Source organism: Haloarcula amylolytica, from assembly GCF_049705545.1.
In the GTDB taxonomy this organism is placed as follows: Archaea; Halobacteriota; Halobacteria; order Halobacteriales; family Haloarculaceae; genus Haloarcula; species Haloarcula amylolytica_B.
Genome location: NZ_JBNAMU010000001.1, coordinates 780,322 through 806,371 on the forward strand (window position 1 = coordinate 780,322; position 26,050 = coordinate 806,371).

A 26,050-nucleotide genomic window follows, 5' to 3' on the forward strand; every position below is an offset into this window, starting at 1 on the left:
CTACATTAAAATACCAAATAAAGTCATACATGAGAAATAACATATCTATAATGCCCTAACTTGGATACAAAGTGCGGAAGATTAGGGCCAGGTGGGTTGGTAGATAGTGATATCAGAAGGTGGCCGCGCGTGCTAGCGACCGACAGCACGGCGACTGCCTTCCTCGGTTCCCGACTACCGGAACAGAACGGCCGTACGCAGCGCCAGGGATGTGCTGATGACCAGCTAGACCGGAACTCGCAGTTTGCTTCAAGTGCGTGCATCAACGGTACAGAGGATCAGGTCCGGCAATCGGCCGGACCGACCCCCGATGACTGGCGTATCGGTCACTCTGGCGGTGGCTGTCCCCGCGACCGTTACTTCGTGAACGTGACGCCGACGACCGACGATGCCGGGATGTCGACGGCGTAGCTTCCCTCGCCAGCTTCGGAGACGGAGATGTCTTCAGCCTCGAACTCGGCCGCGTTGACCGCCGTCGAATACGCTCTGGGGCCTTTCTCTCGGAACAAGGCTGTTCCCGAGGGGTTGCCGAACGCCCCGTCGACCTCGACTTCGACCGTCTCGGTCTGTTCGATGGTTCGGTTCGACGCAGTGACGAACAGCTCGTCGTCGCCGACGGATGCCGATGCCGAGACCAGGGGTACGTCGTGGTCCTCCTCGTCGAAGTACTTCTTGTCCGCGTTGACGTTCGCCTCGACGGCCGTGTTTCCGCTGTGGTTCTGATACAGATCGAACACCTGATAGGTCGGCGTCGTCCACGCGCTGTCCTCGTCTGTCTGGACGAGACACTGGAGGACGTTGACCGTCTGAGCGATGTTTGCCATCGAGACGACGTCGGCTCGCTCGTGCATGATGTCGAAAACACCCGCCGCCGCAAGCGCGTCCCGGACAGTGTTTTCCTGTTCGAGGCCGTTGTCCGGCGTCGCCTGCGGGTGCCAGGTCCCCCACTCGTCGACGATGATTCCGACGTCTCCCCGCGGGACGTACGCCGAAATCGTCTCAGCCGCGCTGTCGATGTCGTCCGCGATCTTTTCTGCTCGGGCGAACAGCCGGTAGTGCTGCTCGTCCGAGAAGTCGGCGTCGTCGCCGGCCTGATAGTACCGGTGGACCGAGAAGTGATCCAGCAGTTTGTACGGCGACCCCATCCCCAGGAAGGTCCCGGGGCCGAACTCCATTCCGCCGTCGAGTCGCTCGAAGAACGCCTCGTTCCACTCTTCGGTGATGTGCCCGCAGGCGATGAACTCCGTCGAGCCGGGGTTGATGTGGTCGTCGAAGCCGCTGAGGTAGTTCGCGAAACGACGGTACTGGTCGGCGTACTCGTCGGGCGCAAAGCGGCCGCCACAGCCCCAGTTCTCGTTGCCGATGCCCCAGTACGTGACATCGTATGGCTCTTCGTGGCCGTTCTCAGCACGCCGTTTAGTCAGGTCCGTATCGCCGTCGGAGTTGCAGTACTCGATCCAGTCGAGAGCCTCCTCGGGGGTCGCGGAACCGACGTTGACCGCCAGATACGGGTCGGTGTCGACCAGCCGGCAGAGTTCGAGGAACTCGTCGGTTCCGAATTCGTTGGTTTCCACGTAGCGCTCTTCCCGACCCTGCGCCCACCAGAGGTTTCGTCGCGTCGGCCGCTCCTCGCGCGGGCCGACGCCGTCTTCCCAGTGGTAGTCGTCGGCGAAACAGCCGCCGGGCCACCGCAGGACAGGCATGTCAAGGTCTTGCAGTAGCTCGACGGTGTCCATGCGGATGCCCTCCTCGGTCGGTACGCGGTCGTCGTCGCCGACCCAGATGCCGCCGTATATACATCGACCGAGATGCTCCGCGAAGTGACCGTAGATGTTCTCGGAAATCCGGTCGATAGATTGGCCGCTGTGGACGCTGATCTTCGCTGGCATACACCTTGGGGTCCAGTCCGGAAGTAATAATAATTATGATATCGGCATTCACTGGACTATCTACCCGTGACTAGCTACCCGAGATTGAGGAATCAGTTCGAGCTGGAACCTCACACACTGGTCCACGAAACCGACGGTCACAGTTCGGGCAGTCGGGACAATTGATTGCTATCCCCTGGTTCCATATCGGGGGACAACGACTGCACCCGGATAGCTGTTATTTGCGCTCGCTCGGAGTAGACTCTGTCTACCGGCAGACCACGATAGGAAGGCCTATTCCGGTAAATTTCGTCTCTCCTTCCCGTGTCTAACGAGCGTACATCCGTTATTCGAGCCGTTCCAAATCATCGGACATACTTTCAGACATATTGAGTATCTCCGTGGCGATGCCGGTGAACCGATGGATCTGCACGACTAGCGGGCTCTCGGCTAATCAGAGGCTCTGAGTGATCCAACGGCACAGTCACTGGAAGCGAAGAGCAAAGTCTGCTCATCAAAACACACGGCTTCGAACGCGAGACCAAGGTGGCAATTTACGACGCGGTCATCGACGAGTCCGCAGTGCTTGAGAACGCTAATATCCCCCGTGACGCGACACTTGATTTCGACAGCGACCGGTACTCCCCGAACGGGCGAGTCACTGCCGACCTGGACGAACTGGTCTCCGCCGATGCCGATATCGACCTACCCGGAGCCAATCAGACATACTTCATCGCGCGTCTTCTGGCCGCCCGTTACGAAGCTCATACCCGAGTAGGCGGTGGTCACGTTCATGCTAAGTGAATCAGCCCAGACTAGCATCGCGGCCCTCTTGGCCGCCGGTGAGTCCGTCCGCGTCGTCGGGATGAATCCGTTCATCATCGGACCCGAGAGGAAAGGGGGACTCGATCACACGACCGGTTCGCGGACCTCGATGATTCGATTGTAGACACCCTGTACTAATTTGGGCGACGGGACGTTGTTACAGGTCTGTTTCTGATCAGAGTACCACTTTCGGAGTGTTCGAACCTCTTTTACACTTCTTTGGCAGTTTTCACCTTCAAATAACGCCGTTGATAACTATAAAATAGAAAGTATATAAGTAAAAACTCTTTTTGAACTTGTTACTGGCACATTTAATTTGCTATAGGAAGTATATGGATATTTCCTCTCCATATTTGTATGTGCTTTCGCCAGTGACTATTAAATTAGGACGGAAAGCAACGGCGCTATCCGATGCAGGGTCTAGAGCGATAGCCACTGTTCTTCGTTTCGAACCTAGCGGTTCCCACCCTATCCGGAGCGACTCACGCGTGACCGCCGCAACGTCCTTGGGGTTCCGAGCCGAGGTACGAACACATGCGTGTGCTCGTTGTGGGTGCGACCGGATTCATCGGACAGCGACTGGTTCGTGCCCTGAACGAAGCAGGCCACGAGGTGGTGGCTTTCTCACGGAGCGCGAGCGAGGAATCCTTCCCTGACGGGGTTGAGCCGTTTGAGGGCGACCTTGGCGAGCTAGAGTCCCTCGATGGCCTCTGTGACGATATCGACGTCGCATACTACCTTATCCACTCGCTCACCTCCGAGAACTTCGCCGAGTTAGACCGTCGCTACGCCCGCCGGTTCGCCGACTCGGCGTCGGCTGCGGGCGTCGACAGGGTCGTCTATCTCAGCGGTATCAGCGGTGACGAGGAGAACCTCTCACCCCATTTGGCGTCGCGGCGCGAAGTCGAGTCAGTACTTGCAGAGGGCTCGTTCGACCTGACGGTACTCCGGGCGGCGGTCATCATCGGCCCGGAAAGCGCGAGCTTCCGGATCGTCGACGACCTGACTGATCGCCTGCCGCTGATGCTCGTCCCCAAGTGGGTCCGCACGCCCTGCCAACCCATCGGTGTCGACGACGCTATCAGGTACCTCGTGGAGTTACTCGGTGCCGACGAGACCCGCGGCGAGACCTACGACATCGGCGGGCCGTCGGTGTGGTCCTACGAGTCGTTGCTGAAACTCACCGCCGCCGAGAAGGGCAAGCGGGTGTTTATCGTTCCCGTACCAGTGATGACGCCGGGTCTGTCCTCGCACTGGCTTCGCTTCACGACAGATGTACAGTACGCCATTGCTCGACCGCTGGCCGAGAGTATGCGGAACCCGGTCACGGTCGACCCGGAAATGGATCTGCAGGATATCGTGCCGATCGACCAGACGCCGATCAAGGACGCGGTTCGGCGGTCGCTGATGGAGTCGTAGGCCCTGCGGGACTGTTTTGGGGCTGTGCCCAGCACCCCCACGTATGCCTGAAGCCGTCGCTGTCACCGGTGGGAACGGGCGTGTCGGCAAGCACGTCCTTGAACACCTGGCATCCGAAGGGTATCGAACGGTCAATCTCTCCCGTGGTAAACGGGAGGAGGACCATTCGGACGCATACATCAGGACTGACCTGCTCGATGCGGGCGAGGTGTACGGTGCACTCGCGAAGGGCGACCCCGATGCCGTCGTCCACCTCGGGATGATCCCCTCGCCCGAACAGACACCCGGATACCGGACCTACGAGAGCAACGTCATGTCCAGCTATCACGTGCTGGAGGCGGCCGGCGAACTCGGCGTCGACACGGCTGTGCTGGCGTCGAGTTTCAGCGCTATCGGCGGCGGGTTCGAACCTGACGCCATCACTGTCGACTACCTCCCAGTCGACGAAACCCACCGGCTCACGCCGTCCACGCCCTATGGCATGGGCAAACAGGCGCTGGAGAACACCGCCGACGGGTTCGCCCGCCGGAAAGCGGATGCGCCGAACACCATCTCGTCGCTTCGGTTCCCGTGGGTCGTTGACGACGACCTGGCCCGGGAGACGTTCGTCGAGGCTGACCGGACGCTCCCCGGACTCCGGAACTCCGAGCACTTCCACACCCAGCGTAACACCCTCTGTGGTTACGTTCATGCCACCGACGCGGTCTCTCTGGTCGAGCGGGCCGTCGAGGCGTCGTTCGACGGCCACGAACGGGTCTGGGTTTCTGCTCCGGACACGAGCGCCGAGACGCCGAGCGCCGAACTCGCAGCGGAGTTGTATCCAGATGCTGACTACCGGCCGACGGACGACGGGAACCCCTACGCGGCGCTGATCGACACGACGAAGGCTGAGGGGCTGTTCGACTGGGAGCCGTCGTGGAGCTGGCGGCAACTGGTCTGAGGCCAATATGGGCCGATGAATCGATCCGGACGCCGCCATTACCGCGCCGCATGTACCGGCTGTTTCATCCCGGAACACATCGCTAAAATGTAATGTGCATGTAACTAACTAGCATGAGTGACGCAGAACAGCCAGCCGAGAGCGGGACACACGACCACCACGAGCACCACGACCACGAGGGACCGGGATACGCCACTCCGCAGGCGGCCATCGAGGAAGCCGAGCCCGAACGGACCGCGTACGTGATGGGCCTCCACGTCGGTCAGGACGTCGACGCGCCGGACTTCCTGGCCGTCGTCGACGTAGACCCCGACTCGGAAACCTACAGCGAAATCATCAACCGGGTCGAGATGCCGAACAAGGGCGACGAACTCCACCACTTCGGGTGGAACGCCTGCTCGTCGTCGTGCCACATGGAGGGGTTGGAGCGCCGACACCTCGTCATTCCCGGCCAGCGGTCTTCCCGCATCCACATTGTTGACACAAAGGAGCGCCGTGACCCTGAACTGACGAAAGTCATCGAACCGGAGGAGGTGTACGACCACGACCTCTCCGCGCCCCACACCGTCCACTGCATCCCCGACGGTGAGATTCTCATTTCCATGTTGGGCGACGCCGACGGCGACCTGCCCGGCGGCTTCCTCGAACTGAACGACGACTTCGAGGTGCAGGGGCGGTGGGACCCGCCCGGCGAGATCGAGATGAACTACGACTACTGGTACCAGCCCCGCCAGAACGTGATGCTGTCGACGGAGTGGGCCGCCCCGAAGACGTACTACCCCGGCTTCGACCTGGAAGACGTCGAGGAGGGCAAATACGGCCAGCGGCTCAATTTCTGGGACTGGGAGGACGGTGTCGTCGAGCAGACTATCGACCTCGGCGAGGACGGCCTGATTCCCCTGGAGGCCCGCTTCCTGCACACGCCCGAGAGCACGCACGGCTACGTCGGTGCGGCGCTGTCCTCGAACATCATCCATTTCCACGAATCGGATGGTGAATATCGCGCCGAACCGGTCATCGAGTTCGACGACCGCGAGCACGAGGGGTGGGACATGCCGGTGCCGGCACTGGTGACGGATATCCTCATCTCGATGGACGACCGCTACCTCTTCGGGTCGAACTGGCTCCACGGCGAGGTGTGGATGTACGATATCTCGGACCCATCGAACCCTCGAAAGGCCGATTCCATCTCCATCGGCGGCTACTTCGGCGACATCGAGCAGGTCCAGGGTCGCGATATCGTCGCCGGACCGCAGATGCTCCAGCTCTCGCTCGACGGCGAGCGCCTCTACTGGACGACGTCGCTGTTTTCCTCGTGGGACAACCAGTTCTTCCCCGAGGAGGCCGAGAAGGGGTCAGTGATGCTCAAAGCCGACGTGGACCCGAGGCGGGGGACGATGTCGCTGGACCGTGACTTCCTCGTGGACTTCGGCGACCTGCCTGAAGGCCCTGCTCGCGCCCACGAGATCCGGTGGCCCGACGGGGACTGTACCAGCGACGTCTGGCAATGAGGACGGCGCGACTGGATGGCCGATGACAGAGGTCCTGCTGGACTGGCGGGACAGCGACCGGACGGAGACGGTTTCGGTACCGGACGGTGGGACGGTACTCGACGCCGCCGAGGCCGCGGATATCGGGCTTCCGTTCGGCTGTCGAACCGGCGCGTGCGGGACCTGTACCGCTCGTCTGCTGTCCGGCTACGTGGTCCATCACCGCCCACCGCGGGCGCTCAAAGAGCAGCATCTGGCGGACGGCTACGTCCTGCTCTGTATCGCCGAGCCGACGACCGACACGCATCTCGCCGTCGGCGCGACGGTGCAGGCCGAACTGGTCCCGAACCCCTGGAAGTGAGACTGCGGGCTGTAACTTCGTGACGGTATTCGCTACCCCGAGGCAGCAATATTCTTCACGCGATTACAGCCGACAGTATGAGAGCGGCCGCTCACGCCCGGTGTTGGCCCGACAGCGCCTGCTGGAGTACCTGTCCCAGAAACCCGATAGCCGGGACGACGAACACTGTCGCGTGGACCCAGGCGTCGTAGGTGATCTCACCCGGCTTGGTCGCCAGAAAGAGGCCGTAGAGGACGAGCATCACGACAACCCACAGGGTAGTGATGACCAGAAACGGGACAGCGTCCCGGACTGGTTCGGTGACAGCTTCGCGCAGTGTGTCGGACATACTTCCACGATCAGGCGGAAACGGGAAAAGCGTGTCCGCTACGGTCCGAACGCCGTCACCAGTTCGATGCCGTCGGTTCCGTAGTCAGTCATCGCCGCCAGCCGCTCCGAAACTGTCTCGAGTGCGACCCGATTTGTGACGAGTTTCCCGGGACTGAGCGTCCCGTCGGCGACCAGACGAAGGAGTTCGTCGTACCGCGACGGCGGCATGCCGCGGGACCCACGCACGTCGATGTCCCAGCGCGTGATCCAGTCGGTCGGCAGCGCGACCTCGCCGCGCTCGGCGTCGGTCGTCAGTCCGACCTGAACGTGCGTGCCCCGGGGGCGGAGGCTCCGGACGCTGTTCCGGCAGGTCTCGGCCCGGCCCAGCGCGTCGACGGACACCTCCGCGCCGCCGTCAGTTTCGCTCTTGATAGCCGCCGGCACGTCCTCGACGGCGATGGCGTCAACAACAGTGTTCGCACCCACATCGCGGGCCATCGCCAGCGGTTCGTCACGGATGTCGACCGCGATGACGTTCGCACCCAGCGCCGACGCGATCTGGACGGCTGCCAGCCCGAGGCCGCCACAGCCGTGGACTGCGACTCGGTCCCCGGCAGCGATATCGGCCCGATGGGCCAGCGCGTGGAAGGCCGTGACGTACCGACAGCCAAGCGCCGCCGCGGCGTCGAACCCGACGCTATCGGGCAGTTCCACGAGGTTATAATCGGCCCGCGGGACGGCCACCTGCTCGGCGAACGCGCCCGGGACCGACGGTTCGAATCCGAGCGCCCACCCGTCCGTACAGACGTTTCCGTGGCCGTTCCGGCAGTAGCCACAGGTCCCGTCGCCGAGGTTGAACGGCACGACGACGCGGTCGCCGGGCGATACCGTCGACACCTGGTCGCCGGTCGCGACGACGCGGCCCGCCGGTTCGTGGCCCAGCACCTGTCCCAGCGGCACGTCGTCGTCGGCCCAGTCGCCGTGGCCCTGCCAGGCGTGCCAGTCGCTCCGGCAGACCCCACACGCCTCGACTTCGACGACGGCCCCGTCCGGGTCCGGCGTCGGTGGGTCCCGGTCCCGGACCGCAAGCGGTTCGCCGTACGCCTCAAGCACTGCCGCGCGCATGGGCCGGCTTCGCGGGCCCTGGATAAAATACCGGGGACGGCGACTCCGGGCTCCTGACCGGCCCGCAACCGGGAACCGAGTTTATGTAGCCCTGCGGCCAACTGTCCGACTATGACCCTCCTCCCAGTTGTTGTCGCCCTGTTCGTCTCGCCGGCCGCCGCCGCGCTGGTGTACGTCGACGCCACGCGGCGCGACCTGTCCAAGCGATACTGCACTGTCGCCGCCTTCGCTGTCGGCCTCGCCAGTTTCGGCGGGTTTCTCGCCGCGGCCGTCTTCGGTAGTGGGCTCTTTTCGGCGTTCTACCGTCTCTTGGAGCGGCCAGTCATAGCCGTCACGCCGCTTGACCTCCTTCTCTCCTTGCTTCTCTTCGGCCTCGCTAGCACTGCAGTGGCGCTTCTGGGATACGGGGTCGCCAGCCGGTACGGGCCGCTCGCGTCGCCGTAATCGCTGGCCATTGCCGGTCGCGCACCCCCAATTTCAAACCCACAACGCCCCCACTGCGTGGTATGGACGACACCGACTGGATCGGCGAGACGTTCACCAGCACGGTCGGCTGGGACCACCTCGAAACACTGGTCGACATCGGGAACCGGATGGCGGGCAGCGACGGCGAACGGGCGGCCGCAGAAGCGACCCGGGACGCGCTGGCGGAGTACGCGCGGGGCGCTCGGCTCTCCGAGTTCGGGATTCAGGGCTGGGAACGCGGTGACAGCGCTGTCCACGCCGACGGGTCGCCGGTCGCGACCCAGGCCCACGAGTGCATCGCCCTGCCGCGGTCGCCGGCTGGCGAGGCGACCGGTGAACTGGTCGATGTGGGTCACGGGCTTCCGGCGGATTTCGAGGACGCCGACTGCGAGGGCGAAATAGTGCTAGCCCGCTCCGACGTGCCCGACTGGTACGACCGGTACATCCACCGGCGGGAGAAGTATTATCATGCTGTCGAGGCCGGGGCGGCGGGGTTCATCTACCGCAACCACGTCGAGGGCGTGCTGCCGCCGACCGGGAGCGTCGGGACGGCGGACGCACCCATCGGCGAAATTCCGGCAATCGGTGTCGCCAGCGAGACGGGCGCGCGACTGTCGCGTCGCTCCGGCGGCGACCATATCACTGTCAGTGTCGACTGCGAGACGCCCGACGCGACGAGCCAGAACGTCCACGCCGAACTGGGACCGGACACCGACGAGCGACTGCTGGTGACCAGCCACGTCGACGCCCACGACATCGCGGAGGGGGCGATGGACAACGGGGCCGGGACGGCGATGGTCGTCGAGGCCGCCCGCGCCCTGGCCGGCCGCGAGGACGAACTGGAGACCCGCGTGGAGTTCGTCGTCTTCGGTGCCGAGGAGGTCGGCCTCGTGGGGTCGAACCGCCTGGCCGACGAAACTGCTCACGACGACGTGACGGCCGTGCTCAACTTCGACGGCGTCGTCCAGGGCCGCACGCTGAAGTGTTACACCCACGGCTTCGACGCGTTGGCGACCGCCGCCGAAGACGTGGCCGACCGCTTCGACCACCCGATCTCGCTCACACCGGAGCAAGGCCCCCACAGCGACCACTGGCCGTTCGTGCGGCGGGGCGTCCCCGGCTATCACGTGACCAGCGAAACCGGCGGCGAGGGGCGTGGCTGGGGCCACACTCACGCCGATACACTGGATAAACTGGAACCCCGGACGTTCCGCGAGCAGGCCGTCCTCCTGACCGAACTCGCCGTGACGCTGGCAGACGACTCAGTGCGGCCCGCCCACAAAGACCCCGCGGAGATAGCCGATGCGCTCGAAGCCCAGGACCTCGCCGAAGGGATGCGGATTACGGGCGACTGGCCCTTCGAGGATTGACGCGAAGCCGGAACCGTTCCCTCGACGTTCAACTCCCGCGACCTGTGACAAAGAATTACCAGATTTCTAGTATTTTCGCCCCCGCCCGTGTTCCGGTGTTCTGGTCACTGACGATAGATTATAATGATTTACTCAGTATAGAAGTAACATATTCCGTAGGTTATTTATCATATGGGTACATGGAAACCGATGGCAGGTCGACTGGTCTACGTACTGAAGCCGCACGTGAACGCCGTCACCGGTGTTCGCTGCCAAGCTCCCATGCTATATCGGTCTCGCGGAGTCCGAGACCGAGTCGACGTGAGTAAACCACACCTGCCGTCGTCAGTCAACACCAACACCAATACCTGACACAACGGCCGTCCACGTGCCAAGACGGCCGTCGTGTCCACTTTCGAACTAAACTCGTGAGGACCACCAGCCGGTCGCTGGACCTGTACAAAACGGTCGTAGTGGCGTCGCTGACTACGATTCGTAGGCCCGTTCCACGTCGGCCTTCGCAGTCGGAATGACCTGCTGTTCAGCGTGTCGCATCGACCGTAGCGCCTCGTCGGTGAACTCAACGTCGAGCGTGGGCAGGGCTCGTGCCAAACCACCCAGCACCTCACCGGGGTCGATGGTGAGTTCGAAGGCGAAGGCGTCCCGCTCTTCCCGCAACGGGACGGTGAACTCGAGGTGTTCCTGTACGATTTCCGTCGCCGTCTCCCGGTCGTAGGACTCGGTGACGGCCGTCCAGAAGTCGTCGCTGTCGGCGGCGACCAGCGGCGCGAGGTCGTCACCGAACGAGCGCTGGCGGGCCAGTAGCCGCTCCCGAATCCGGTCCCTGCGGTCGCCGCGGACGGTGTCCCGGAGCCCGTTCCAGTAGATATCACGGGCCAGCACGTCGTCGGCGTAGGCGTCGAACGCCGCGTCAGTGGCGGCGTAATCCAACACCGGCTCTAACTGATCGAGTATCTGCTGCTGGTAGGACTGGAGTTTCGGCCGAATGACGTGGCGTTCCAGCGGGCGGCTGTTGTTCAGCAGTTTGCCCGCGACGCGGCCCCCGCTCCCGCTTGACCCGCGTAGCACGGCCGCCACGTCGAACGCCGCGTACGTCTCGTCGACGAACTCCGAAAGGTAGCGCTCGAACTCCCGTTCGACGGCACGTCGTGTCACACTCGACTCTGTGGACTGCAGTGACCTATCCCTTACGCCGATGACCGCCGGCGACAGTAGCCATGTAGCGCGACCGATCCACGCCACTGAACCGCTACGCGTCCAACACGGCTGTTATCATCGTGGACACCTAATGCCGCGTGTGCCCAGAAATCTGCCCAGCGACGTCCACGCGGTACTGACACAACTCACCGAAGCGGGGGAAGCAGCGGTCGACTCGGCTGAGTTCGATACGGTTCGACAGACAGTCGCGACGGCCGAGACGGTCAGTCGGAACAAACTCCCGGAGTGTGATTTACGGGCGCAGTTGCTGCATGGCTGCGAGCAAGTACACACCGCAATAGACAACGACTGTCCCGACGCGGCTGCCGAGTATCTCCGGGCGATGGAGCGGCGACTCGCGGCGGTCGACAACGACTGCTGATACCGGTCATTGAACGGCCCTGTCATCTCCGTGGTATAGAGACACTGGCTGGCCAGCTCCCGTGAGAGTTAAGACACCGACCGATAATACCGTGATATGTCTCAGCGACTATCGAAGGCCGAGGATACGCTCGTCGACGCGGGCGAACGCGAACTCGTCGTCGGCGGCGACCGGCCGCTCCGGATCTCTGCGGGCCATCGACTGCTACACCACGACGGGAAATGTTCGCGCCCGCACGGACACAACTACGAGATCACCGTCCGCGTCACCGGCGAACTCACCGACGAAGGGTGGGTCGTCGACAAGGGCGAGATCACGGACGTGGTCGACGAGTGGGACCACCGCTTCCTGCTGGAGGCCGGCGACCCGCTGGTCGAGGCTTTCGACGCCAGCGGCGACGGCGACGCCGTGGTCGTCCTCGACCACCCGCCGACAGCCGAGGTCATGGCGACGATACTGGAGCAACGCCTCGCTGACCGCCTCCCGGAGACGGTATCGGATGTCGTCGTCACCGTTCGGGAGACCAGCGAACTCTGTATCCGCTGATGCCGGTCGCAAACGACGCGCCCGGGATCGATATCGAACGATCTGACGCCGACGCGGAGACCGGCGATCTCCCGATCAACGAACTGTTCCAGTCGCTCCAGGGCGAGGGCCGACTGGCCGGCGTCCCGAGCGTGTTCGTCCGGACCAGCGGCTGTAATCTGCGGTGCTGGTTCTGTGACTCCTATCACACCTCCTGGGAGCCGACTCACGACTGGTTCACCGTCGACGACGTGCTCGCGGCTGTCGAGGAGTACGACGCCGACCACGTCGTCCTCACCGGCGGCGAACCGCTCATTCACGATTCGAGCGCGGACCTGTTGGAGCGGCTGGCCGACCGGGGCTATCACACGACCGTCGAGACCAACGGGACCGTCGTCCCCGATGCCCCTATCGACCTCGCCAGCGTCAGCCCGAAACTGGCCTCCAGTACGCCGACGGCCGACCGCGACCCTGACGGCGACGGCGAGTGGGCGGACCGCCACGAGGAGCGCCGGCTCGACGTGCCGACGCTGGCCGAACTCGTCGAAACCTACGACACGCAGCTGAAGTTCGTTGTCACGGGCCGCGAGGACATGGCCGAAATCGAGCGCCTCGTCGAGCGACTCCGCGATTCCGCGTCCGCCCGCGTGCGTGACGACGATGTGTTACTGATGCCGGAAGGCCAGACGCGCGACCAGCTAGAAGCGACCCGCGAGACGGTCGCTGACCTCTCGCTGGAGTACGGCTACCGGTACACGCCGCGGCTCCACGTCGATCTCTGGAACGACGCACCGGGAACCTGACCGCTTGAACGACAACAGATGACTGACGACACCCGCGCTGTCGTGCTCGCCTCCGGCGGCATGGACAGCGCCACGGCGGCCTACGAAGCACAGACCCGCGGCTACGACCACCTGTATCTGCTACACACCAGCTACGGGCAAAACACCGAGGACCGGGAGTACGAGTGCGCCAGCGCGCTGGCCGACCACGTCGACGCGGCGGACTTCCTCCACGTCGAGACGGGGCATCTCACCCAGATCGGCGCGTCGTCGCTGACCGACGATTCGATGGACGTGACGGACGCCGACACCGACAGTGACGAGATTCCGACCTCGTACGTCCCGTTCCGCAACGCCAATCTGCTGTCGATGGCGGTCTCCTACGCCGAGGCCAACGACTGCGGGGCCGTCTTCATCGGCGCACACAGCGAGGACTTCTCGGGATACCCGGACTGCCGACCCGCTTTCTTCGACGCCTTCCAGGGCGTTATCGACGCCGGCACGAAACCCGACACCGACATCGACCTCGTCGCGCCCTTCGTCGAGTGGTCCAAGACCGACATCGCCGAGCGCGGCGTCGAACTCGGCGTCCCCTACGAGGACACCTGGAGTTGTTACCGGGACGACGAACCGGCCTGTGGGACGTGTGACGCCTGTGCCTTCCGGCTCGAAGCCTTCCAGCGCATCGGGGAACGGGACCCCATCGAGTACGCGGAACGACCGACGTACGCGGAGTGATCAGACTGCTGTCGGTCGGTTCTCGACTGAACTACTCGTCGGCTTCGTCCCGAACCAACCCTTCGAGGATGTACTCTGCTGAGGCTCGCGTCGTCGCCAGCGGCACGTCGTGGACGTCACAGATGCGCAGAAGTGCCGAGATGTCCGGCTCGTGTGGCTGTGCTGTCAGCGGGTCCCGGAGGAAGATGATGCCGTCCATCCGGCCCTCGGCGACCTCAGCGCCGATCTGCGTGTCGCCCCCCATCGGACCGCTCTCCTTGCGCTCGACGGTGAGGTCGGTCTCTGCCATGATTCGCTTGCTCGTCGTGCCGGTCCCGACGAGGTCGAACTCCGACAGCGTGGATTCGTAGCTCTGAGCCAGGTCGATCATCTCGGGCTTCTCGTCGTCGTGGGCGATGAGTGCGACGCGGGTCATACCTGGGGCTCTCGGGCCATCGTCTTATGTCATTTGGACAGCGCAGCGCCGGGGTGATTCAACTGTCGACCGAGACCTCTCCGTCAGCGGTAATCGTCACATCGTGTCCTTCGACGGCGAACGTCAGCGACTCCGTCGTCCCGTCAGTGACAACCGCACGGAGTGACTCGCTGTCGACGTACGTATCCAGCGCGTCAATATCGTCCGCAGCCAGATCCGTCGCTTCGATAACTGCATCGGTAATAACGTCACTTGCGGGTTCGGGGCTCACCCAGCCGTCGGACCCCTCCGTGGCCCGGTTCCGCAGCAGATACACAGTCCCCTCGTTAGAGCTCATACTCCAGCGTACGCTCCCTTCTCTTATAACAGCGGATGAGCTATTTCACTGTCTGAAGCAACCGGTGTGCCGATGACGCATCAGATGCCTCTCCGCACACTGTCGCCCTGAACAACACAGAACGCAGTCATTCGGAATATTTTGCCCCCCGACCCGCTGGCTCCCAGAGTTCTGCGTTCTATCTCCTCGTAGCGTCCACCGACCGGGAGCCGTTCTTACTCGGTTACTCCGGCGGCGAGCCGACAAGCGGACGCTCAGGGGCCGCCAGCGTGTTCTGGACCAGTGTTCGCGTCCCGCGACGGAGTCGCTCCGAGGCGGCCTGACTGGAGATTCCGAGCTCCGCGGCGAGGTCCGAGAGGGACGATTCTCGCGGGACGGTGAAGTACCCACGATTGAGCGCGAGCAACAGCACTTCTTGCTGTGGGTCCGTCACGCCGAACTGGGGAGAGGCTTCCGTGTCGTCGGTGATGGTTTGAATGTCGATGTTGATATCACTGGACACGAGCACATCACGGAACGACAGCACTGAACTCTTCTCGGGGAACCGGGCTCGAAACACCCAGTCGTCACCGGTCTGTGCGGCACCGAGCAGAAACCCGTCCGCGTTCAACAACGCCTGCCCGATCGTATCGACTGTCGTGTCAGTTGTGTGCAGTGTGTACCAGTGTCCATCTCCTTCAGCCGCTACGTGGGCGTAATCGGTAATACTCTCGTCCTGGGCCAGATTCGCTTCGATGGCGGGCCGCTCGACTGGGCCGATCCAGGCGACGGCACGGCAGTCGCCGCTCTCGCAGTGCAGTCGCTGTATTCGTATCGCGGCTTTACTCAGCGCCTCGGCTGTTCGCTGCAAGAGGGGGGCATCGATGTGAAATTCTACTATCATGTCTCACTGTCACGCAGCAACAATGATAAACCCCGGTCAGACAGTTGTCGTACCTGAAAACGGTGCTTGTGTAATTTCCGGGTACTGAAGGCTGACGGCAGTATGGACCGGGGTATAGTTGCTTCAAGCACCAATCGATAGCACTCAGGAAATCCACTTAAATTCCCAGCATGGCCTACCATGTCCGGGGTTGTGGGGCACCTTCCGGACCGCGGTTACGGATCAGAGATTCTCGCCCTGGTACGACCCTTCGTACGTCCCCTCGTGGGCGGCGTCGGCGAGAACGAGCTGTGCGATCCGCGCGCCCTGTTCGAGTTCTATGGGATGGTGGACCTCCAGTAGCCCCTCACCTCGCCCCTCGTAGCCGGCGTCCCAGACGGCCGTATCGAGCATGCAGGAGTTGCGAAGCAACGACGACCGCGGGAGGAGAAAGCCGATGTGTCCTTCCGGAATGACGACGCGGTCGGCGTACTCGACGATGTAGCCGCCGCGGTCGAGCCGATAGATCCCGTCGCTGGGTTCGAGTTCCCGTCGGTCGCCGACGGTCTTGCCTTCGCGCTCGATGCGTCCCGGTTCGACCTGCTCGTATACTGCACCGAGCGTGAGGTCGACGCCGTTCGGTTGTACTTGCGATTCACGCAGGTCGCCGAGCGCATCGGCGACGAACTGCCCGCTTTTGAACATACGGGGTTCTGTGCGAGTGTCGTGGAAAGACCTGCCGGTCTGGCCGACCGCCGTCCCGGTCGGTTGACTCGCTTCTGAGTGACGGACGGAGCGGGTTTTTATATGAAAAATACGACGGAATACGCGGGATTTATACCGCCGCGCCATCCATTGACGCACGTTATGGGACAGACGCTTACGGAAAAAATTCTCGACGACCATCTCGTCGAAGGGGAGCTGACACCCGGAGAAGAGATCGGGATCGAGATCGATCAGGTGCTGACACAGGACACGACCGGGACGCTCGTCTGGCTGCAGTTCGAGGCGCTGGGCCTCGAAGAGGTCCAGACGGAACTGGCCGCCCAGTACTGTGACCACCAGACCTATCAGTTCGACTTCAAGAACACCGACGACCACCGCTTCCTCCGCTCGGCCGCAGGCACGTTCGGGGCCCACTTCTCGCGCCCCGGCAACGGTATCTGCCACAACGTCCACAAGGAGAACTTCGCCGCACCCGGCAAGACGATGCTCGGGTCGGACTCCCACACGCCGACGCCCGGTGGCCTCGGCGAACTCGCAATCGGGTCCGGTGGGCTCGACGTCGCCGTCGCCATGGGTGGCGGCGCATACTACATCGAGATGCCGGAAGTCGTCAACGTCCGCCTCGAAGGCGAACTGCCCGAATGGGCCACCGCCAAGGACGTCATCTTGGAGCTGCTCCGCCGGCTGTCGGTCAAGGGCGGCGTCGGCAAGGTGCTCGAATACACCGGCCCCGGCGTCGAGACGCTGACCGTCCCCGAGCGGACCACCATCACCAACATGGGGACCGAACTCGGTGCCACGTCCTCGATCTTCCCGACGGACGACCAGACCAAGGACTACCTCGAGCGCCTCGGCCGCGAGGACGTCTTCGAGGACATCGGCCCCGACGAGGACGCCGAGTACGCCGACGAGATCGTCGTCGACCTCTCGGACCTCGAACCGCTCATCGCCGAGCCGTCCATGCCCGACAACGTCGTGCCCGTCTCCGAGGTCGAGGGCGTCGACGTCGAGCAGGTCATGATCGGCTCCTGTACGAACGGCGCCTACGAGGACATCCTCCCGGCCGCGAAGATGCTGGAAGGGCGCAACATCGACAAGAAGACCGAGATGATCGTCGCCCCCGGTTCCAAGCAGGCCTCCGAGATGCTGGCCCGTGAGGGCTGGACCGCGGAGATGATGGCCGCTGGCGTCAACTTCTCTGAGGCGACGTGTGGTGCCTGTATCGGCATCGGTCACGTCCCGGCCTCCGACTCCGTCTCCCTGCGGACGTTCAACCGCAACTTCGAGGGCCGCTCCGGCATCGAGGACGACAACGTCTACCTCTGCTCGCCGGAAGTCGCCACCGCGGCGGCCATCAAGGGCGAAATCGTCGACCCGCGGGACCTCGCCGACGAACTCGGCGACCTCGAGGCCCCCGGTCTGGAGATGCCCGACTCCTACATCGGCAACTCCGAATCGGACCTCATCGCGCCGGACAACGCCGTCGACGACGAACTCATCAAGGGCCCGAACATCGGCGACGTGCCGCTGAAGGACCCGCTCGAGACCGAAGTCGGTGGTGAAGCCCTCCTCAAGATGGAGGACAACATCACGACGGACCACATCATCCCGGCCACGCAGGACATCCTGATGTACCGGTCGAACGTCCCGAAGCTCTCCGAGTTCACGCTCTCGCGCGTCGACGACACGTTCGCGGAGCGCGCGCTCGAAGCCGACGGCGGCGTGCTCGTCGCCGGCGAGAACTACGGCCAGGGGTCCTCGCGTGAACACGCGGCCCTGTGCCCGATGTACCTGGGTATCGAGACCGTCCTCGCACAGAGCTTCGCCCGCATCCACAAGGCGAACCTGTTCAACTTCGGTATCGTCCCGCTCACCATCGACGAGGAGACCTACGAGAAGATCGAGGAAGGCGACGACATCGAGATCGTCGACGACGCTGCCGAAGCCGTCCGCTCCGGCCAGGAAGAGTTCACCATCCGCGTGAACGACGACTGGGAAGCGACCGGCCAGCTCGACGCCTCCGAGCGCGAACGCGAGATCCTCGCCGCCGGTGGCAAGCTCTCGCACACGAAGCAGCAGCACGACGAAGGCGGCGCTGCACCTGCAGACGACTAAAGCGAGGTTTCGCAGAAACCTCGTATTGGGAGCGGGACCGCAGGTCCCGCGAGCAGAGCGATTCCGAGCGTAGCGGGGAATCGTTTTCAGGTCGAACGGCGCGAAGCGCCGTGAGACAGTGCGGTCACCTTTCGACCGCGATTTTTTCGAGCAGTGAAACCAGTCTTACTCCCACGTTTCCCGCAGGTCGAACGGCGGTATCCGAAGTCCGCCCCAACAGTGCCATGCCGACGTTAGTTCTCTCTGTGGCCGATATTGCTTCACCCCGACGCGTACAGTCGGCTCTGACACAACAGTACCCATGGTACGACTCGGCGACGTCGGAAAGATTTGGAAAGAGGGGTGGGGGTGGGGGTGGTGGCACCCAAAACGGGTGCGACTATAAGTAGACTCGTCAGGCTAAAGAACCTTCCGGCGTTCTCTCCCTGTCTCGGTCGTATCGATGCATGAATTATCAGTACCTATCGACAAACAGTCAGAAACCGGGGTATCTTCGGTCGGCGATAACACATATGTAGGTCCACACCGAAGAACGCACGTGACAACGGTCGCTCCTGACGGACCGGAGACGCCGGACACGCCATCGATTCGGCGCGCCGTCCGGGCGGACCTCATCGAGGTCCACCGCATCGAGCAGGCGTCGTTTCCACAGCCGTGGCCGTTTTCGGCGCTGGAGAGTTATCTCGATGAACCGGGGTTCCTCGTCGCCGAGACCGGCAACGACGATGATGAGCCGCCTGCTGTCGCGGGCTATGTCATCGCGGATACGATACCGAACCACGGCACGCCGCTCGGTCACATCAAGGACCTCGCGGTTCGGCCGGCGTACCGACGGCAGGGCGTTGCGAGCGCGCTGCTGCGGCGTGCGATGGAGGTCATCGGCGAGACGGGTGCCGGTTCAATAAAACTGGAGGTTCGAGCCGACAACGACGGGGCACGACGGCTCTACCGGCGCTTCGGGTTCGAACACCGGAAGACCATTCCGAACTACTACAGCAACGGCGAGGACGCGCTCGTGATGGTCCGCCTGCTGTAGGTGAGTGTTCTGTGTCTGGCTCTGGCAACGGGTGTGTAGCTGTTGGTGCCGTGTTCTTCGTTTGCTGCGAGTACCCACGAAGAGCCAGCAAGCCCGCGACACGCTCCAGTCCCGCAGCGAGTCCCCCGAGTTCAGCCCGCCGGGGCTTTCTGACTGTTCAGAGACACCTTTCTCGAAACGACCACTTCGCCGAGACCCCGACCGCATATACGGCTCCGTACCCACGGTTCGCACACCGATGGGATACGCCTGTCCAGTGTGTGACGACCCGCAAGCTGACGACGTGCATCTGGCGAACCACCTCGCGTTCACGGCGATGACCGGCGGCGACGACCACGAAGCGTGGCTCGATGAGCGCGTCCCCGACTGGGGCCAACTCGGGGAAGACGAACTGTCCACCGAAGTCGTCGAGTACGCCGACGAGACGGAGTTCCCGCAGGTGTTCGAGGACACCGTCGACCGAAGCGGCGACGGGCACAGTCACGACCACGAGCACGGACACGGCCACGATCTCCCGCAGGGTGCGGACCGCCACCGGGGGTCGAACGCGCTCAGCGACCACGACAGCGAGGTACTGGCCGAGGCGCGCGATCTGACCCGAGAGATGTTGCGCGATAGCGACGACGAAACCCATGCGGACGCCGCTGACAGCGACACGTCGGAGTCCGACGCTGGCGAGTCCGGAGACGAAACCGAATAGTCCCGCCGGCGGCAAGGGGACGTATGGAAACTGCAGGGCAGTTCGCGCCGGCATCGGCAGCCGAGGCCCGCGAGCGCTACGAAGCGTTCGGGCCGACGGCGCAGGTCGTCGTCAAGGAAGTCGCGAAGGCGATGGGCCTCGACGCGGAGGCCTACGAAGAACGTGTCACCAGCGAGGTCGTCGAGACCGCCCGCGACGTGCTGTTCGCGGAATCGCTCGCTGTCCAGGTCGGTTCGATGACGGAGTTCGAGGAGTGGCGCGCGGACACCGATTGCGAGGTGATGCTGGTCGGCGCGGAGAACGTCGACAACGTGGTCTGGCACGCCGCACCCTTCGCAGAGCAGGCCGTCGCGGCGACATTTCAGGACAAGCGCCGGGCCGCGGTCGGCACGCTCCGTCGCCAGGCCTTCGGTCGCATCTATCGCGAGGTCGTCTGATGCGCCCGGTCACACGGAACACTCTGCTCGGCATCATCGCCGTCGTCGTGCTGTTACTGGCGCTGGGTGCGCTGCCGGGCCTCCTCAAGAGTGGTGACCCCTACTATGTCGTCGCCACGCCGACCGACGGCGAGTACAGCGTCGACAACGGCACGGCGATCAACTGGAGCACCCAGTCCGAGCGACGCTTCCCGTACACGAGCGAGGCGCTGGCCGACGCCTCCCCGTCGGCGGCTGGGCAGTCTGAGCCGTACTGGCGCGGACCGTTCGGATTCAAGGGCGCGTTCACCCACTCGCCGTTCGACGAGCGAGACGCGCTCAGCCAGCAGTACGACGGCGCGGTGGCCGACGAGGGCGTCGTCGTCAGGCACAACGGCACGTTTTACCACGTCGCGGTCCGACAGGACGTATGACCCGAGAACCGGCCCACGAGTGGCCCGTCGTCGAGAGCGAACGCGAGTACGAGACCGGCTGGTACACCGGCGGCTACGACCGGGTCCGCCAGCCAGACGGCTCCGAGAAGGACTACTACTGGGCGGACCTGCCCGCGGCGGCCGTCGTGGTTGCCACGACCGGCGACGAACTCGTCATGGTCGACCAGTACCGCCCGACCATCCGCGAGCAGTGTCTCGAACTCCCGGCCGGCATCGTCGAGGACGACGAGTCCTACACGACCGCCGGGGCGCGCGAACTCCGCGAGGAGACCGGCTTCGAGGCCGCCGGCGTCTCGCTCATCGAGGAGTTCTGGTGTTCGACCGGCGTGCTCCGGCACCGCCGCGGCATCGTCTTCGCCGAGGGGCTCGAACCAGTCGATCAGAAGCTCGACGACAACGAGTTCCTCTCGGTGACGACGGTCCCTATCGACGAAGCGTTGCAGGTCGCCCGGCGCGAACCGGCTAACGACGCCACAATCGAGGGTATCCTGCTAGCGCAGGCTGACGGCTTGCTGTAGCCGGTGAAGGTTTAGGTATCGCCCGCTAGCGGCTGGATATGGACGGCGAAATCGACGCCGACGAGCTGCGGTCGAAACTCGAAGACGGGACGGTCCGGGTAGTCGATATCCGCTCGCCCGGCGCGTTCGAGCGAGGCCACATCCCCGGGAGCGAGAACGTCCCGTTCCCGTCGCTCGTCGACGAAGTCGAACGGTTCGAGGGCGACGACGAAGTCGTGACGGTCTGCCCGCACGGAAAATCCAGCGTCCAGGCCGCCCGGCTCATCGCTTCGTACGAGGGATTCGACGGAGACGCCGTGAGCCTCGCACCCGGACTCGACGGCTGGGACGGGCCGCTGGAGCGCGGTGACGCTGGCGGGGAGACACCGACAAGTGACACTGCCGCTGCTGACGGCGATACCGATGAAGGCCCCGCTGCACCGTTTTAGCTGCTGTTCGGGAGTCGAGATGGTGGCTCAGTAAAAGTCCATCGTCACAAGGGGCTCAGCGGGGGTAACATCTCGTCATCGCCACCAATATCTGGTACTCCTTCGCCGCTGAAAAATTCGTCTATTATCGAGTCGTGATTGGGAGTGGCGCGAGAAGCAACGGCACTCCGGCCCGACCTATAACAGAAACCGACCACCAAAATGAGTTAGATGGGGCCACTCGATGAATCTGAAAGCAGGTATGTCGGTTAGGTTAACGGCCAAGCCGGGACTGATGGTATGAGAGGCCGGCCATTGCGGTCAGCAGAGACACTCGTGACGTACTTGACTCCCATCAACCAGGTCTCGATGCATCTCCGTAGCGAGTTCGTGCATCGCCTCTGCTTGCGCCTCGGTAGCAATTCCGAGTCGGTAGTACGTTTTCGTCCGGTTTTGGTTCCACAGTTCGGCTAATCGCTCCCCAAATGCATCATCGTAGAGCCCGACCGCTGCACCTCGCTGGTAGAGTCTCCGATGACTGCTGATTACTTCGGAAGCTTCCATTGCGCCGTCGTGGATCAGTCGGAACTGGATTGTCCGCTCGATCGCCACGAATGATGACTCAATGACGACCGTATAGTAGCCGTCGTCAAGGAGACGAGACGCAGCTGCCAGAAGTCGACACGCCCGACGTAACTGTACGAGTTCGGCCTCCTCGACATCGAGCCCCTCTTCGACGTTCCGGGGCGCTTGCTCGAAGCTACGCTCGGAAGCCCCGAGTGCGTTGACGACGGAATTATTCTCCATTCGCGTACACCTCCCTACGAATATCGGAGAGTTGTTCAGACCGAACAAGTATGAGTCCCTCGTCGAACTGCTCCCGTAGCCTATCGCCGATCCGTTTCGCGCTTTCGGTTGATTCGACGAGGACTTCGAAGTTGTAGCGGTCACCTACAAACTTCGTTTGCTGGAGAGTGCTCACAATCGACTGGACAGTTCGGCGAGCCTTTGTCTTGTCATCCTGAACGAAGACGAGAATGTCGATGTCACTCGCGCGATCTGCCGTGCCTCGTGCGACGCTGCCAAAGAGAAGCACACCAACTAACTCATCAACTTCTGCCTGAACCCTGTCGACAAAGGCTCTGATGGGCTTGTGAAATTCAGACTGGGGGACAGATAAGACTGGATCAGGTTTTGTGAGCCGGTCACGATGGATACTCACGTACTGCTTACGGCCTTCTTGCCGCGTCTGGACAGTACCGAGTTGTTTGAGCAGTTTGACGGCCTTTGAGACGGTCGCCTGATTTCCGTCGACCATCTCAGCCAACTGCCCGATGGTGAATTCGTCATACGGCTCCTCAATCAACCGCGACAGCACGTCTTGCATCGCCTGATACCGAAAGACGCGCTCATCGGGAAACGGATACTCCAGAGCGAGTGTTGTCGGACCTTTCCTATTGGGCATACTATTCCTATTAGGAATGATTCTGTATAAACCCTCCTTCCTGGCACTCAGGCAGAATCCTTACAGACTGACATGAATCGCGTGCAAGATACAGAGGGTGAGTTCAGCACAATCACTCAGTCTCTTTCAACGAGTCCTCGTTGAATCAGCCGCTCTACGTGCGTGCTTAATTATCGTTGTCAGGCATCCTGTATTGTCCGAAGTCGTTGACGGTGCCGAGCGGAGGAGCACCACACATAATCCACGTCTGCTCCTCGGTGTCAGTATCATTCCTAACACTCCGGATGGCGTCGGGCCCAATACGAACGACACTGCCTGACGAAACATCGTGACGGGTGCCCTCGATCTCGACAACCCCGCCGTCGAGAGCAATATACACTTCTTCTTGCTGTTCGTGGAAATGTGGTGCTGTCGTCTCGCCGGGCCCAAGAGTCACTGTATTGATCCGCATCTCGGTACAACCAAGCGGTTCGGTGAGTTTTCGGTGACTGTTCCCCGACTCAGGGAACTGCTCCTGTTCAATCTCTTCCAATTCAATCACGGCGAAATCTGCTGTCATGTCCAGCAATCCAATCGTCCGGATAATAAGTCAACACGTGGACGATTGAACGAATTGATATGCACTCACCCTGTATTGAGCGATTCGTTTCACTCGAAAATCCGGGGAGTCACTCTGCGAGATACGCGCTCTGTATTCAGCACAAGGTTCAGATCATCTCACAGATTTGGGATTTCTGAATGTTCAGCTGACCGTCGGAAAGAACTACTGTTTCCACAATAGCTCACCAGTCTATTAATAGAAAATGTGTCTCAGCGGGGGTAACATCTCGTCATCGCCACCAGCATTTGATAGCCCCCCATTGCTGAAAAGTGCGTCTATCGACCAGTCGTCGTTGAGCGTATTCAAACGGTATCGCCACCGTACCTGATCGATAAACATCAGCGTGACTGGTCTATTCGAGCCGTTTTGAAGATCCGTATCTTACCGCCCGAGAAGCTACGCCCAGCGCATGTGCGATGCGCGCCCGGGTTCAGAATGGCCTACACCGGTGGGTCACGACATCGTGTCTAAACCGACTTGAGAGGCCAGCGGGTCGTCGAATTACTTGTAGCCAGCAACATTCGTTGTGGGGCCGACCCCTCACCGCGGTTCGAAGACGTGGACCGGCCAGTCGGTCTCGTAATCGAGCGCGATTTCCCGCTCTGTGGCCGTCGGCTCGCGCACCGTGAGTTCGACCGGGTCACCGATGCCAACGTCGGCGTAGTCGGCGGCCACGCGCCCGAGGAGGCGGCCACCGTCCGCGAGTTCCACGACGGCGACCGTGTAGGGCGCGTCCGCCGCGAACGCCGGCGGCGGCGTGTGGACTGCCGTGTACGAGAAGATCTGGCCTTCACGCGATTGCGGTTCGACGTCGACGGCGCGACTGCCGCAGGCGTAGCAGGCCGGCCGCGGCGGCAACAGGATCTGTCCACAGTCCGCACAGACCCCGCCCAGGAGTTCGCCGTCAGCAAGGGCGTCGAAAAAGCCCGGCAGTGTTCGCGGGTCGGTCGCATCGAGGTCGCCGTCAGTCATGGTGCCTCCGCCGTCGTGAGTACGTGGCTGACGGTGACGGCGTCCCCGACACCCCCTTCGTTGAGCAACAGGGCGGTTTCGGCCCCCTCCACCGAGCGGTCGCCCGCAGCTCCCGTGAGCTGTTCGTAGGCTTCGAGCGCCTGCAAGAGCCCGGTCGCGCCGATGGGGTGGCCGCGGGCCTTCAGTCCGCCGCTCGGGCTCAGCTGCACGTCCGTCCAGCCCTCAGCCCGCTCCGCTGGCGCCCGGTAGCTCTGATAGCCAGTTCCTGAAGGGGCGAAGCCTGCGGCCTCCGCGAGCAGCGCCTCGCAGACGGTGAAGGCGTCGTGGACCTCCGCGAGGTCGACCGCTGCGGCGTCGATGCCCGCCTCCTCATAGGCCGTCTCGGTGGCGACGCGAGCGCCCGCGATGTCGGTCATGTCCCGCTCGGCGACCGCGATGTTGTTCGCGGCGGCCCCGCTGCCCGCGACGCGCACCTGCGGTCGGTCGAGATCAGCCGCCAGGTCGGCGGACGTCACGAGGACGGCCGCGGCGCCGTCCCCGACCGGCGCACAGTCGAAGAGCTTCAGCGGCGGGGCGACGGGGTCGGATTCCAGGACCGTCGCCACGTCGATCTCCTTCGGAAACTGCGCCCGGGGGTTGCGAGCGGCGTTGGCGTGGTTCTTCACTGCGATCTCGGCGAGGTCGCGTTCCGTGGCGTCCGTCTCGTGGAGGTAGCGTTGGCCGAGCAGAGCGTACTGGCTGGGCGCGGTGATGCCGGAGCGCTGCTCGATGGCCCGGTCGAACGCCGCCGACAGCGCGTCCGTCGCACCGCTGGTGCCTGCGGATGTCATCTTCTCGACGCCGCACGCGAGCACGGCCTCGTGTTCGCCGTTGCGGACGTCCTTGACCGCGTGCCGCAGGGCGAGCGCGCCCGCGGCGGCACACCCCTCGACTCGCTCGGCCGGGACGTGACGAAGGCCGGCCCACTCGGCCAGAAGCGTCCCGTACATGATCTGGTGTTCGTAGCTCTCCGACTGGTTGCCGACGTAAACCGCCTCTACGAGATCGGCAGGGTCGGGCAGGTCGTCGAACGCCTCCGCGAGGGCGACCGAGAACAGGTCACGGCCCGGGAGGTCCGTGCGGCCGAGCGGCGAGGCCCCGACCGACGCGATGACTGGCTCTGGCATGTTAATATAAATCCATGTAAAACCCGGGTCCGGATTGTTCTGGAGCTTAACAGTATAACGTCT

General features: G+C 63.1%; 31 protein-coding genes and 1 pseudogene. 19 read left to right on the forward strand and 13 right to left on the reverse strand.

The window, feature by feature from the left end; all coding sequences use genetic code 11:
* Window positions 1-356: 356 nt before the first annotated feature.
* Window positions 357-1,889 carry an alpha-N-arabinofuranosidase gene (locus ACOZ4H_RS04185; protein ID WP_424328110.1) on the reverse strand — a complete coding sequence of 511 codons (1,533 nt, stop codon included), beginning with the start codon at window positions 1,887-1,889 and terminating at the stop codon, window positions 357-359.
* 525 nt (window positions 1,890-2,414) lie between these two features.
* Between ACOZ4H_RS04185 and ACOZ4H_RS04190 the strand changes: the two genes are divergently transcribed.
* The 6 genes from ACOZ4H_RS04190 to ACOZ4H_RS04215 all read left to right on the forward strand — a co-directional run bounded on the left by ACOZ4H_RS04190 (window position 2,415) and on the right by ACOZ4H_RS04215 (window position 6,903).
* Complete coding sequence (locus tag ACOZ4H_RS04190) at window positions 2,415-2,672, forward strand: hypothetical protein (protein WP_424328111.1); 258 nt, start codon at window positions 2,415-2,417, stop codon at window positions 2,670-2,672.
* Window positions 2,662-2,817 carry a hypothetical protein gene (locus ACOZ4H_RS04195; RefSeq protein WP_424328112.1) on the forward strand — a complete coding sequence of 52 codons (156 nt, stop codon included), beginning with the start codon at window positions 2,662-2,664 and terminating at the stop codon, window positions 2,815-2,817. The genes ACOZ4H_RS04190 and ACOZ4H_RS04195 overlap by 11 nt, the downstream gene beginning before the upstream one ends.
* A 410-nt stretch (window positions 2,818-3,227) precedes the next feature.
* The gene (locus ACOZ4H_RS04200) at window positions 3,228-4,112 is read left to right on the forward strand and encodes an NAD(P)H-binding protein (protein WP_424328113.1); all 885 of its coding nucleotides are present in this window, start codon (window positions 3,228-3,230) and stop codon (window positions 4,110-4,112) included.
* Window positions 4,113-4,155: 43 nt separating this feature from the next.
* A complete protein-coding gene (locus tag ACOZ4H_RS04205) occupies window positions 4,156-5,052 on the forward strand; it encodes an NAD-dependent epimerase/dehydratase family protein (protein ID WP_424328114.1) in 897 nt (298 codons plus the stop codon).
* Between the two features lie 113 nt (window positions 5,053-5,165).
* Entirely contained in the window at window positions 5,166-6,563 is a 1,398-nt protein-coding gene (locus ACOZ4H_RS04210) for a selenium-binding family protein (RefSeq protein WP_424328115.1), read from the forward strand.
* A 22-nt stretch (window positions 6,564-6,585) separates the two neighbouring features.
* Window positions 6,586-6,903, forward strand: a complete 318-nt coding sequence (locus ACOZ4H_RS04215) for a 2Fe-2S iron-sulfur cluster-binding protein (protein WP_424328116.1) — start codon at window positions 6,586-6,588, stop codon at window positions 6,901-6,903.
* Between the two features lie 91 nt (window positions 6,904-6,994).
* Here the strand turns inward: ACOZ4H_RS04215 and ACOZ4H_RS04220 are convergent, their stop codons facing one another.
* Window positions 6,995-7,231, reverse strand: a complete 237-nt coding sequence (locus ACOZ4H_RS04220; RefSeq protein ID WP_424328117.1) for a hypothetical protein — start codon at window positions 7,229-7,231, stop codon at window positions 6,995-6,997.
* Window positions 7,232-7,269: 38 nt separating this feature from the next.
* The gene (locus ACOZ4H_RS04225) at window positions 7,270-8,337 is read right to left on the reverse strand and encodes a zinc-dependent alcohol dehydrogenase family protein (RefSeq protein WP_424328118.1); all 1,068 of its coding nucleotides are present in this window, start codon (window positions 8,335-8,337) and stop codon (window positions 7,270-7,272) included.
* A gap of 111 nt (window positions 8,338-8,448) precedes the next feature.
* Here ACOZ4H_RS04225 and ACOZ4H_RS04230 point away from each other — a divergent pair, with 111 nt between their 5' ends.
* Window positions 8,449-8,781 carry a hypothetical protein gene (locus ACOZ4H_RS04230; protein WP_424328119.1) on the forward strand — a complete coding sequence of 111 codons (333 nt, stop codon included), beginning with the start codon at window positions 8,449-8,451 and terminating at the stop codon, window positions 8,779-8,781.
* 62 nt (window positions 8,782-8,843) lie between these two features.
* On the forward strand, window positions 8,844-10,172 hold the full coding sequence (locus ACOZ4H_RS04235; RefSeq protein WP_424328120.1) for a M28 family peptidase: 1,329 nt from the start codon (window positions 8,844-8,846) through the stop codon (window positions 10,170-10,172).
* Window positions 10,173-10,637: 465 nt separating this feature from the next.
* On the opposite strand, the gene ACOZ4H_RS04240 is transcribed toward ACOZ4H_RS04235, so the two are convergent.
* Window positions 10,638-11,327, reverse strand: a complete 690-nt coding sequence (locus tag ACOZ4H_RS04240; RefSeq protein ID WP_424328121.1) for a hypothetical protein — start codon at window positions 11,325-11,327, stop codon at window positions 10,638-10,640.
* Window positions 11,328-11,469: 142 nt separating this feature from the next.
* On the opposite strand from ACOZ4H_RS04240, the gene ACOZ4H_RS04245 reads away from it, so the two are divergent.
* The 4 genes from ACOZ4H_RS04245 (at window position 11,470) to queC (ending at window position 13,796) form a co-directional block, all read left to right on the forward strand.
* The gene (locus ACOZ4H_RS04245; RefSeq protein ID WP_424328122.1) at window positions 11,470-11,751 is read left to right on the forward strand and encodes a hypothetical protein; all 282 of its coding nucleotides are present in this window, start codon (window positions 11,470-11,472) and stop codon (window positions 11,749-11,751) included.
* A 96-nt stretch (window positions 11,752-11,847) separates the two neighbouring features.
* Window positions 11,848-12,297, forward strand: a complete 450-nt coding sequence (locus ACOZ4H_RS04250; RefSeq protein ID WP_424328123.1) for a 6-pyruvoyl trahydropterin synthase family protein — start codon at window positions 11,848-11,850, stop codon at window positions 12,295-12,297.
* Window positions 12,297-13,079, forward strand: a complete 783-nt coding sequence (locus ACOZ4H_RS04255) for a 7-carboxy-7-deazaguanine synthase QueE (RefSeq protein WP_424328124.1) — start codon at window positions 12,297-12,299, stop codon at window positions 13,077-13,079. The genes ACOZ4H_RS04250 and ACOZ4H_RS04255 overlap by 1 nt, the downstream gene beginning before the upstream one ends.
* Window positions 13,080-13,097: 18 nt before the next feature.
* Window positions 13,098-13,796, forward strand: a complete 699-nt coding sequence (gene queC, locus ACOZ4H_RS04260; protein ID WP_424328125.1) for a 7-cyano-7-deazaguanine synthase QueC — start codon at window positions 13,098-13,100, stop codon at window positions 13,794-13,796.
* Between the two features lie 31 nt (window positions 13,797-13,827).
* Here queC and ACOZ4H_RS04265 read toward each other — a convergent pair whose 3' ends face one another.
* The 4 genes and pseudogenes from ACOZ4H_RS04265 to ACOZ4H_RS04280 all read right to left on the reverse strand — a co-directional run.
* The gene (locus ACOZ4H_RS04265) at window positions 13,828-14,211 is read right to left on the reverse strand and encodes a methylglyoxal synthase (RefSeq protein ID WP_424328126.1); all 384 of its coding nucleotides are present in this window, start codon (window positions 14,209-14,211) and stop codon (window positions 13,828-13,830) included.
* Window positions 14,212-14,269: 58 nt separating this feature from the next.
* Complete coding sequence (locus ACOZ4H_RS04270; RefSeq protein WP_424328127.1) at window positions 14,270-14,548, reverse strand: HalOD1 output domain-containing protein; 279 nt, start codon at window positions 14,546-14,548, stop codon at window positions 14,270-14,272.
* Window positions 14,549-14,771: 223 nt separating this feature from the next.
* On the reverse strand, window positions 14,772-15,431 hold the full coding sequence (locus ACOZ4H_RS04275; protein ID WP_424328128.1) for a helix-turn-helix domain-containing protein: 660 nt from the start codon (window positions 15,429-15,431) through the stop codon (window positions 14,772-14,774).
* Window positions 15,432-15,653: 222 nt separating this feature from the next.
* Window positions 15,654-16,136, reverse strand: a pseudogene (locus ACOZ4H_RS04280) (deoxyuridine 5'-triphosphate nucleotidohydrolase); the annotation flags it as partial.
* Window positions 16,137-16,277: 141 nt separating this feature from the next.
* Between ACOZ4H_RS04280 and ACOZ4H_RS04285 the strand changes: the two are divergent.
* From ACOZ4H_RS04285 to ACOZ4H_RS04315, 7 genes are all read left to right on the forward strand, one after another.
* The gene (locus tag ACOZ4H_RS04285; protein WP_424328129.1) at window positions 16,278-18,251 is read left to right on the forward strand and encodes an aconitate hydratase; all 1,974 of its coding nucleotides are present in this window, start codon (window positions 16,278-16,280) and stop codon (window positions 18,249-18,251) included.
* A gap of 538 nt (window positions 18,252-18,789) precedes the next feature.
* Window positions 18,790-19,287 carry a ribosomal protein S18-alanine N-acetyltransferase gene (gene rimI, locus ACOZ4H_RS04290; protein WP_424328130.1) on the forward strand — a complete coding sequence of 166 codons (498 nt, stop codon included), beginning with the start codon at window positions 18,790-18,792 and terminating at the stop codon, window positions 19,285-19,287.
* 238 nt (window positions 19,288-19,525) lie between these two features.
* Window positions 19,526-19,987 (forward strand): DUF5810 domain-containing protein, encoded by a 462-nt coding sequence (locus ACOZ4H_RS04295; RefSeq protein ID WP_424328131.1) that lies wholly within the window; start codon window positions 19,526-19,528, stop codon window positions 19,985-19,987.
* A gap of 23 nt (window positions 19,988-20,010) precedes the next feature.
* Window positions 20,011-20,424 carry a DUF5809 family protein gene (locus ACOZ4H_RS04300; protein ID WP_424328132.1) on the forward strand — a complete coding sequence of 138 codons (414 nt, stop codon included), beginning with the start codon at window positions 20,011-20,013 and terminating at the stop codon, window positions 20,422-20,424.
* Window positions 20,424-20,837, forward strand: a complete 414-nt coding sequence (locus tag ACOZ4H_RS04305) for a hypothetical protein (RefSeq protein ID WP_424328133.1) — start codon at window positions 20,424-20,426, stop codon at window positions 20,835-20,837. The genes ACOZ4H_RS04300 and ACOZ4H_RS04305 overlap by 1 nt, the downstream gene beginning before the upstream one ends.
* Entirely contained in the window at window positions 20,834-21,376 is a 543-nt protein-coding gene (locus tag ACOZ4H_RS04310; protein WP_424328134.1) for an NUDIX hydrolase, read from the forward strand. The genes ACOZ4H_RS04305 and ACOZ4H_RS04310 overlap by 4 nt, the downstream gene beginning before the upstream one ends.
* Window positions 21,377-21,414: 38 nt before the next feature.
* Entirely contained in the window at window positions 21,415-21,804 is a 390-nt protein-coding gene (locus ACOZ4H_RS04315; RefSeq protein ID WP_424328135.1) for a rhodanese-like domain-containing protein, read from the forward strand.
* Window positions 21,805-22,104: 300 nt separating this feature from the next.
* Here the strand turns inward: ACOZ4H_RS04315 and ACOZ4H_RS04320 are convergent, their stop codons facing one another.
* The 5 genes from ACOZ4H_RS04320 to ACOZ4H_RS04340 all read right to left on the reverse strand — a co-directional run bounded on the left by ACOZ4H_RS04320 (window position 22,105) and on the right by ACOZ4H_RS04340 (window position 25,987).
* Window positions 22,105-22,590, reverse strand: a complete 486-nt coding sequence (locus ACOZ4H_RS04320; protein WP_424328136.1) for a hypothetical protein — start codon at window positions 22,588-22,590, stop codon at window positions 22,105-22,107.
* Complete coding sequence (locus ACOZ4H_RS04325) at window positions 22,580-23,248, reverse strand: nucleotidyltransferase domain-containing protein (protein WP_424328137.1); 669 nt, start codon at window positions 23,246-23,248, stop codon at window positions 22,580-22,582. The genes ACOZ4H_RS04320 and ACOZ4H_RS04325 overlap by 11 nt, the downstream gene beginning before the upstream one ends.
* 166 nt (window positions 23,249-23,414) lie before the next feature.
* Window positions 23,415-23,807, reverse strand: coding sequence for a cupin domain-containing protein (locus ACOZ4H_RS04330; RefSeq protein WP_424328138.1), 393 nt, complete (start codon window positions 23,805-23,807; stop codon window positions 23,415-23,417).
* A gap of 582 nt (window positions 23,808-24,389) precedes the next feature.
* The gene (locus ACOZ4H_RS04335) at window positions 24,390-24,821 is read right to left on the reverse strand and encodes a Zn-ribbon domain-containing OB-fold protein (RefSeq protein WP_424328139.1); all 432 of its coding nucleotides are present in this window, start codon (window positions 24,819-24,821) and stop codon (window positions 24,390-24,392) included.
* A complete protein-coding gene (locus ACOZ4H_RS04340) occupies window positions 24,818-25,987 on the reverse strand; it encodes a thiolase C-terminal domain-containing protein (RefSeq protein ID WP_424328140.1) in 1,170 nt (389 codons plus the stop codon). The genes ACOZ4H_RS04335 and ACOZ4H_RS04340 overlap by 4 nt, the downstream gene beginning before the upstream one ends.
* Window positions 25,988-26,050: the final 63 nt, after the last annotated feature.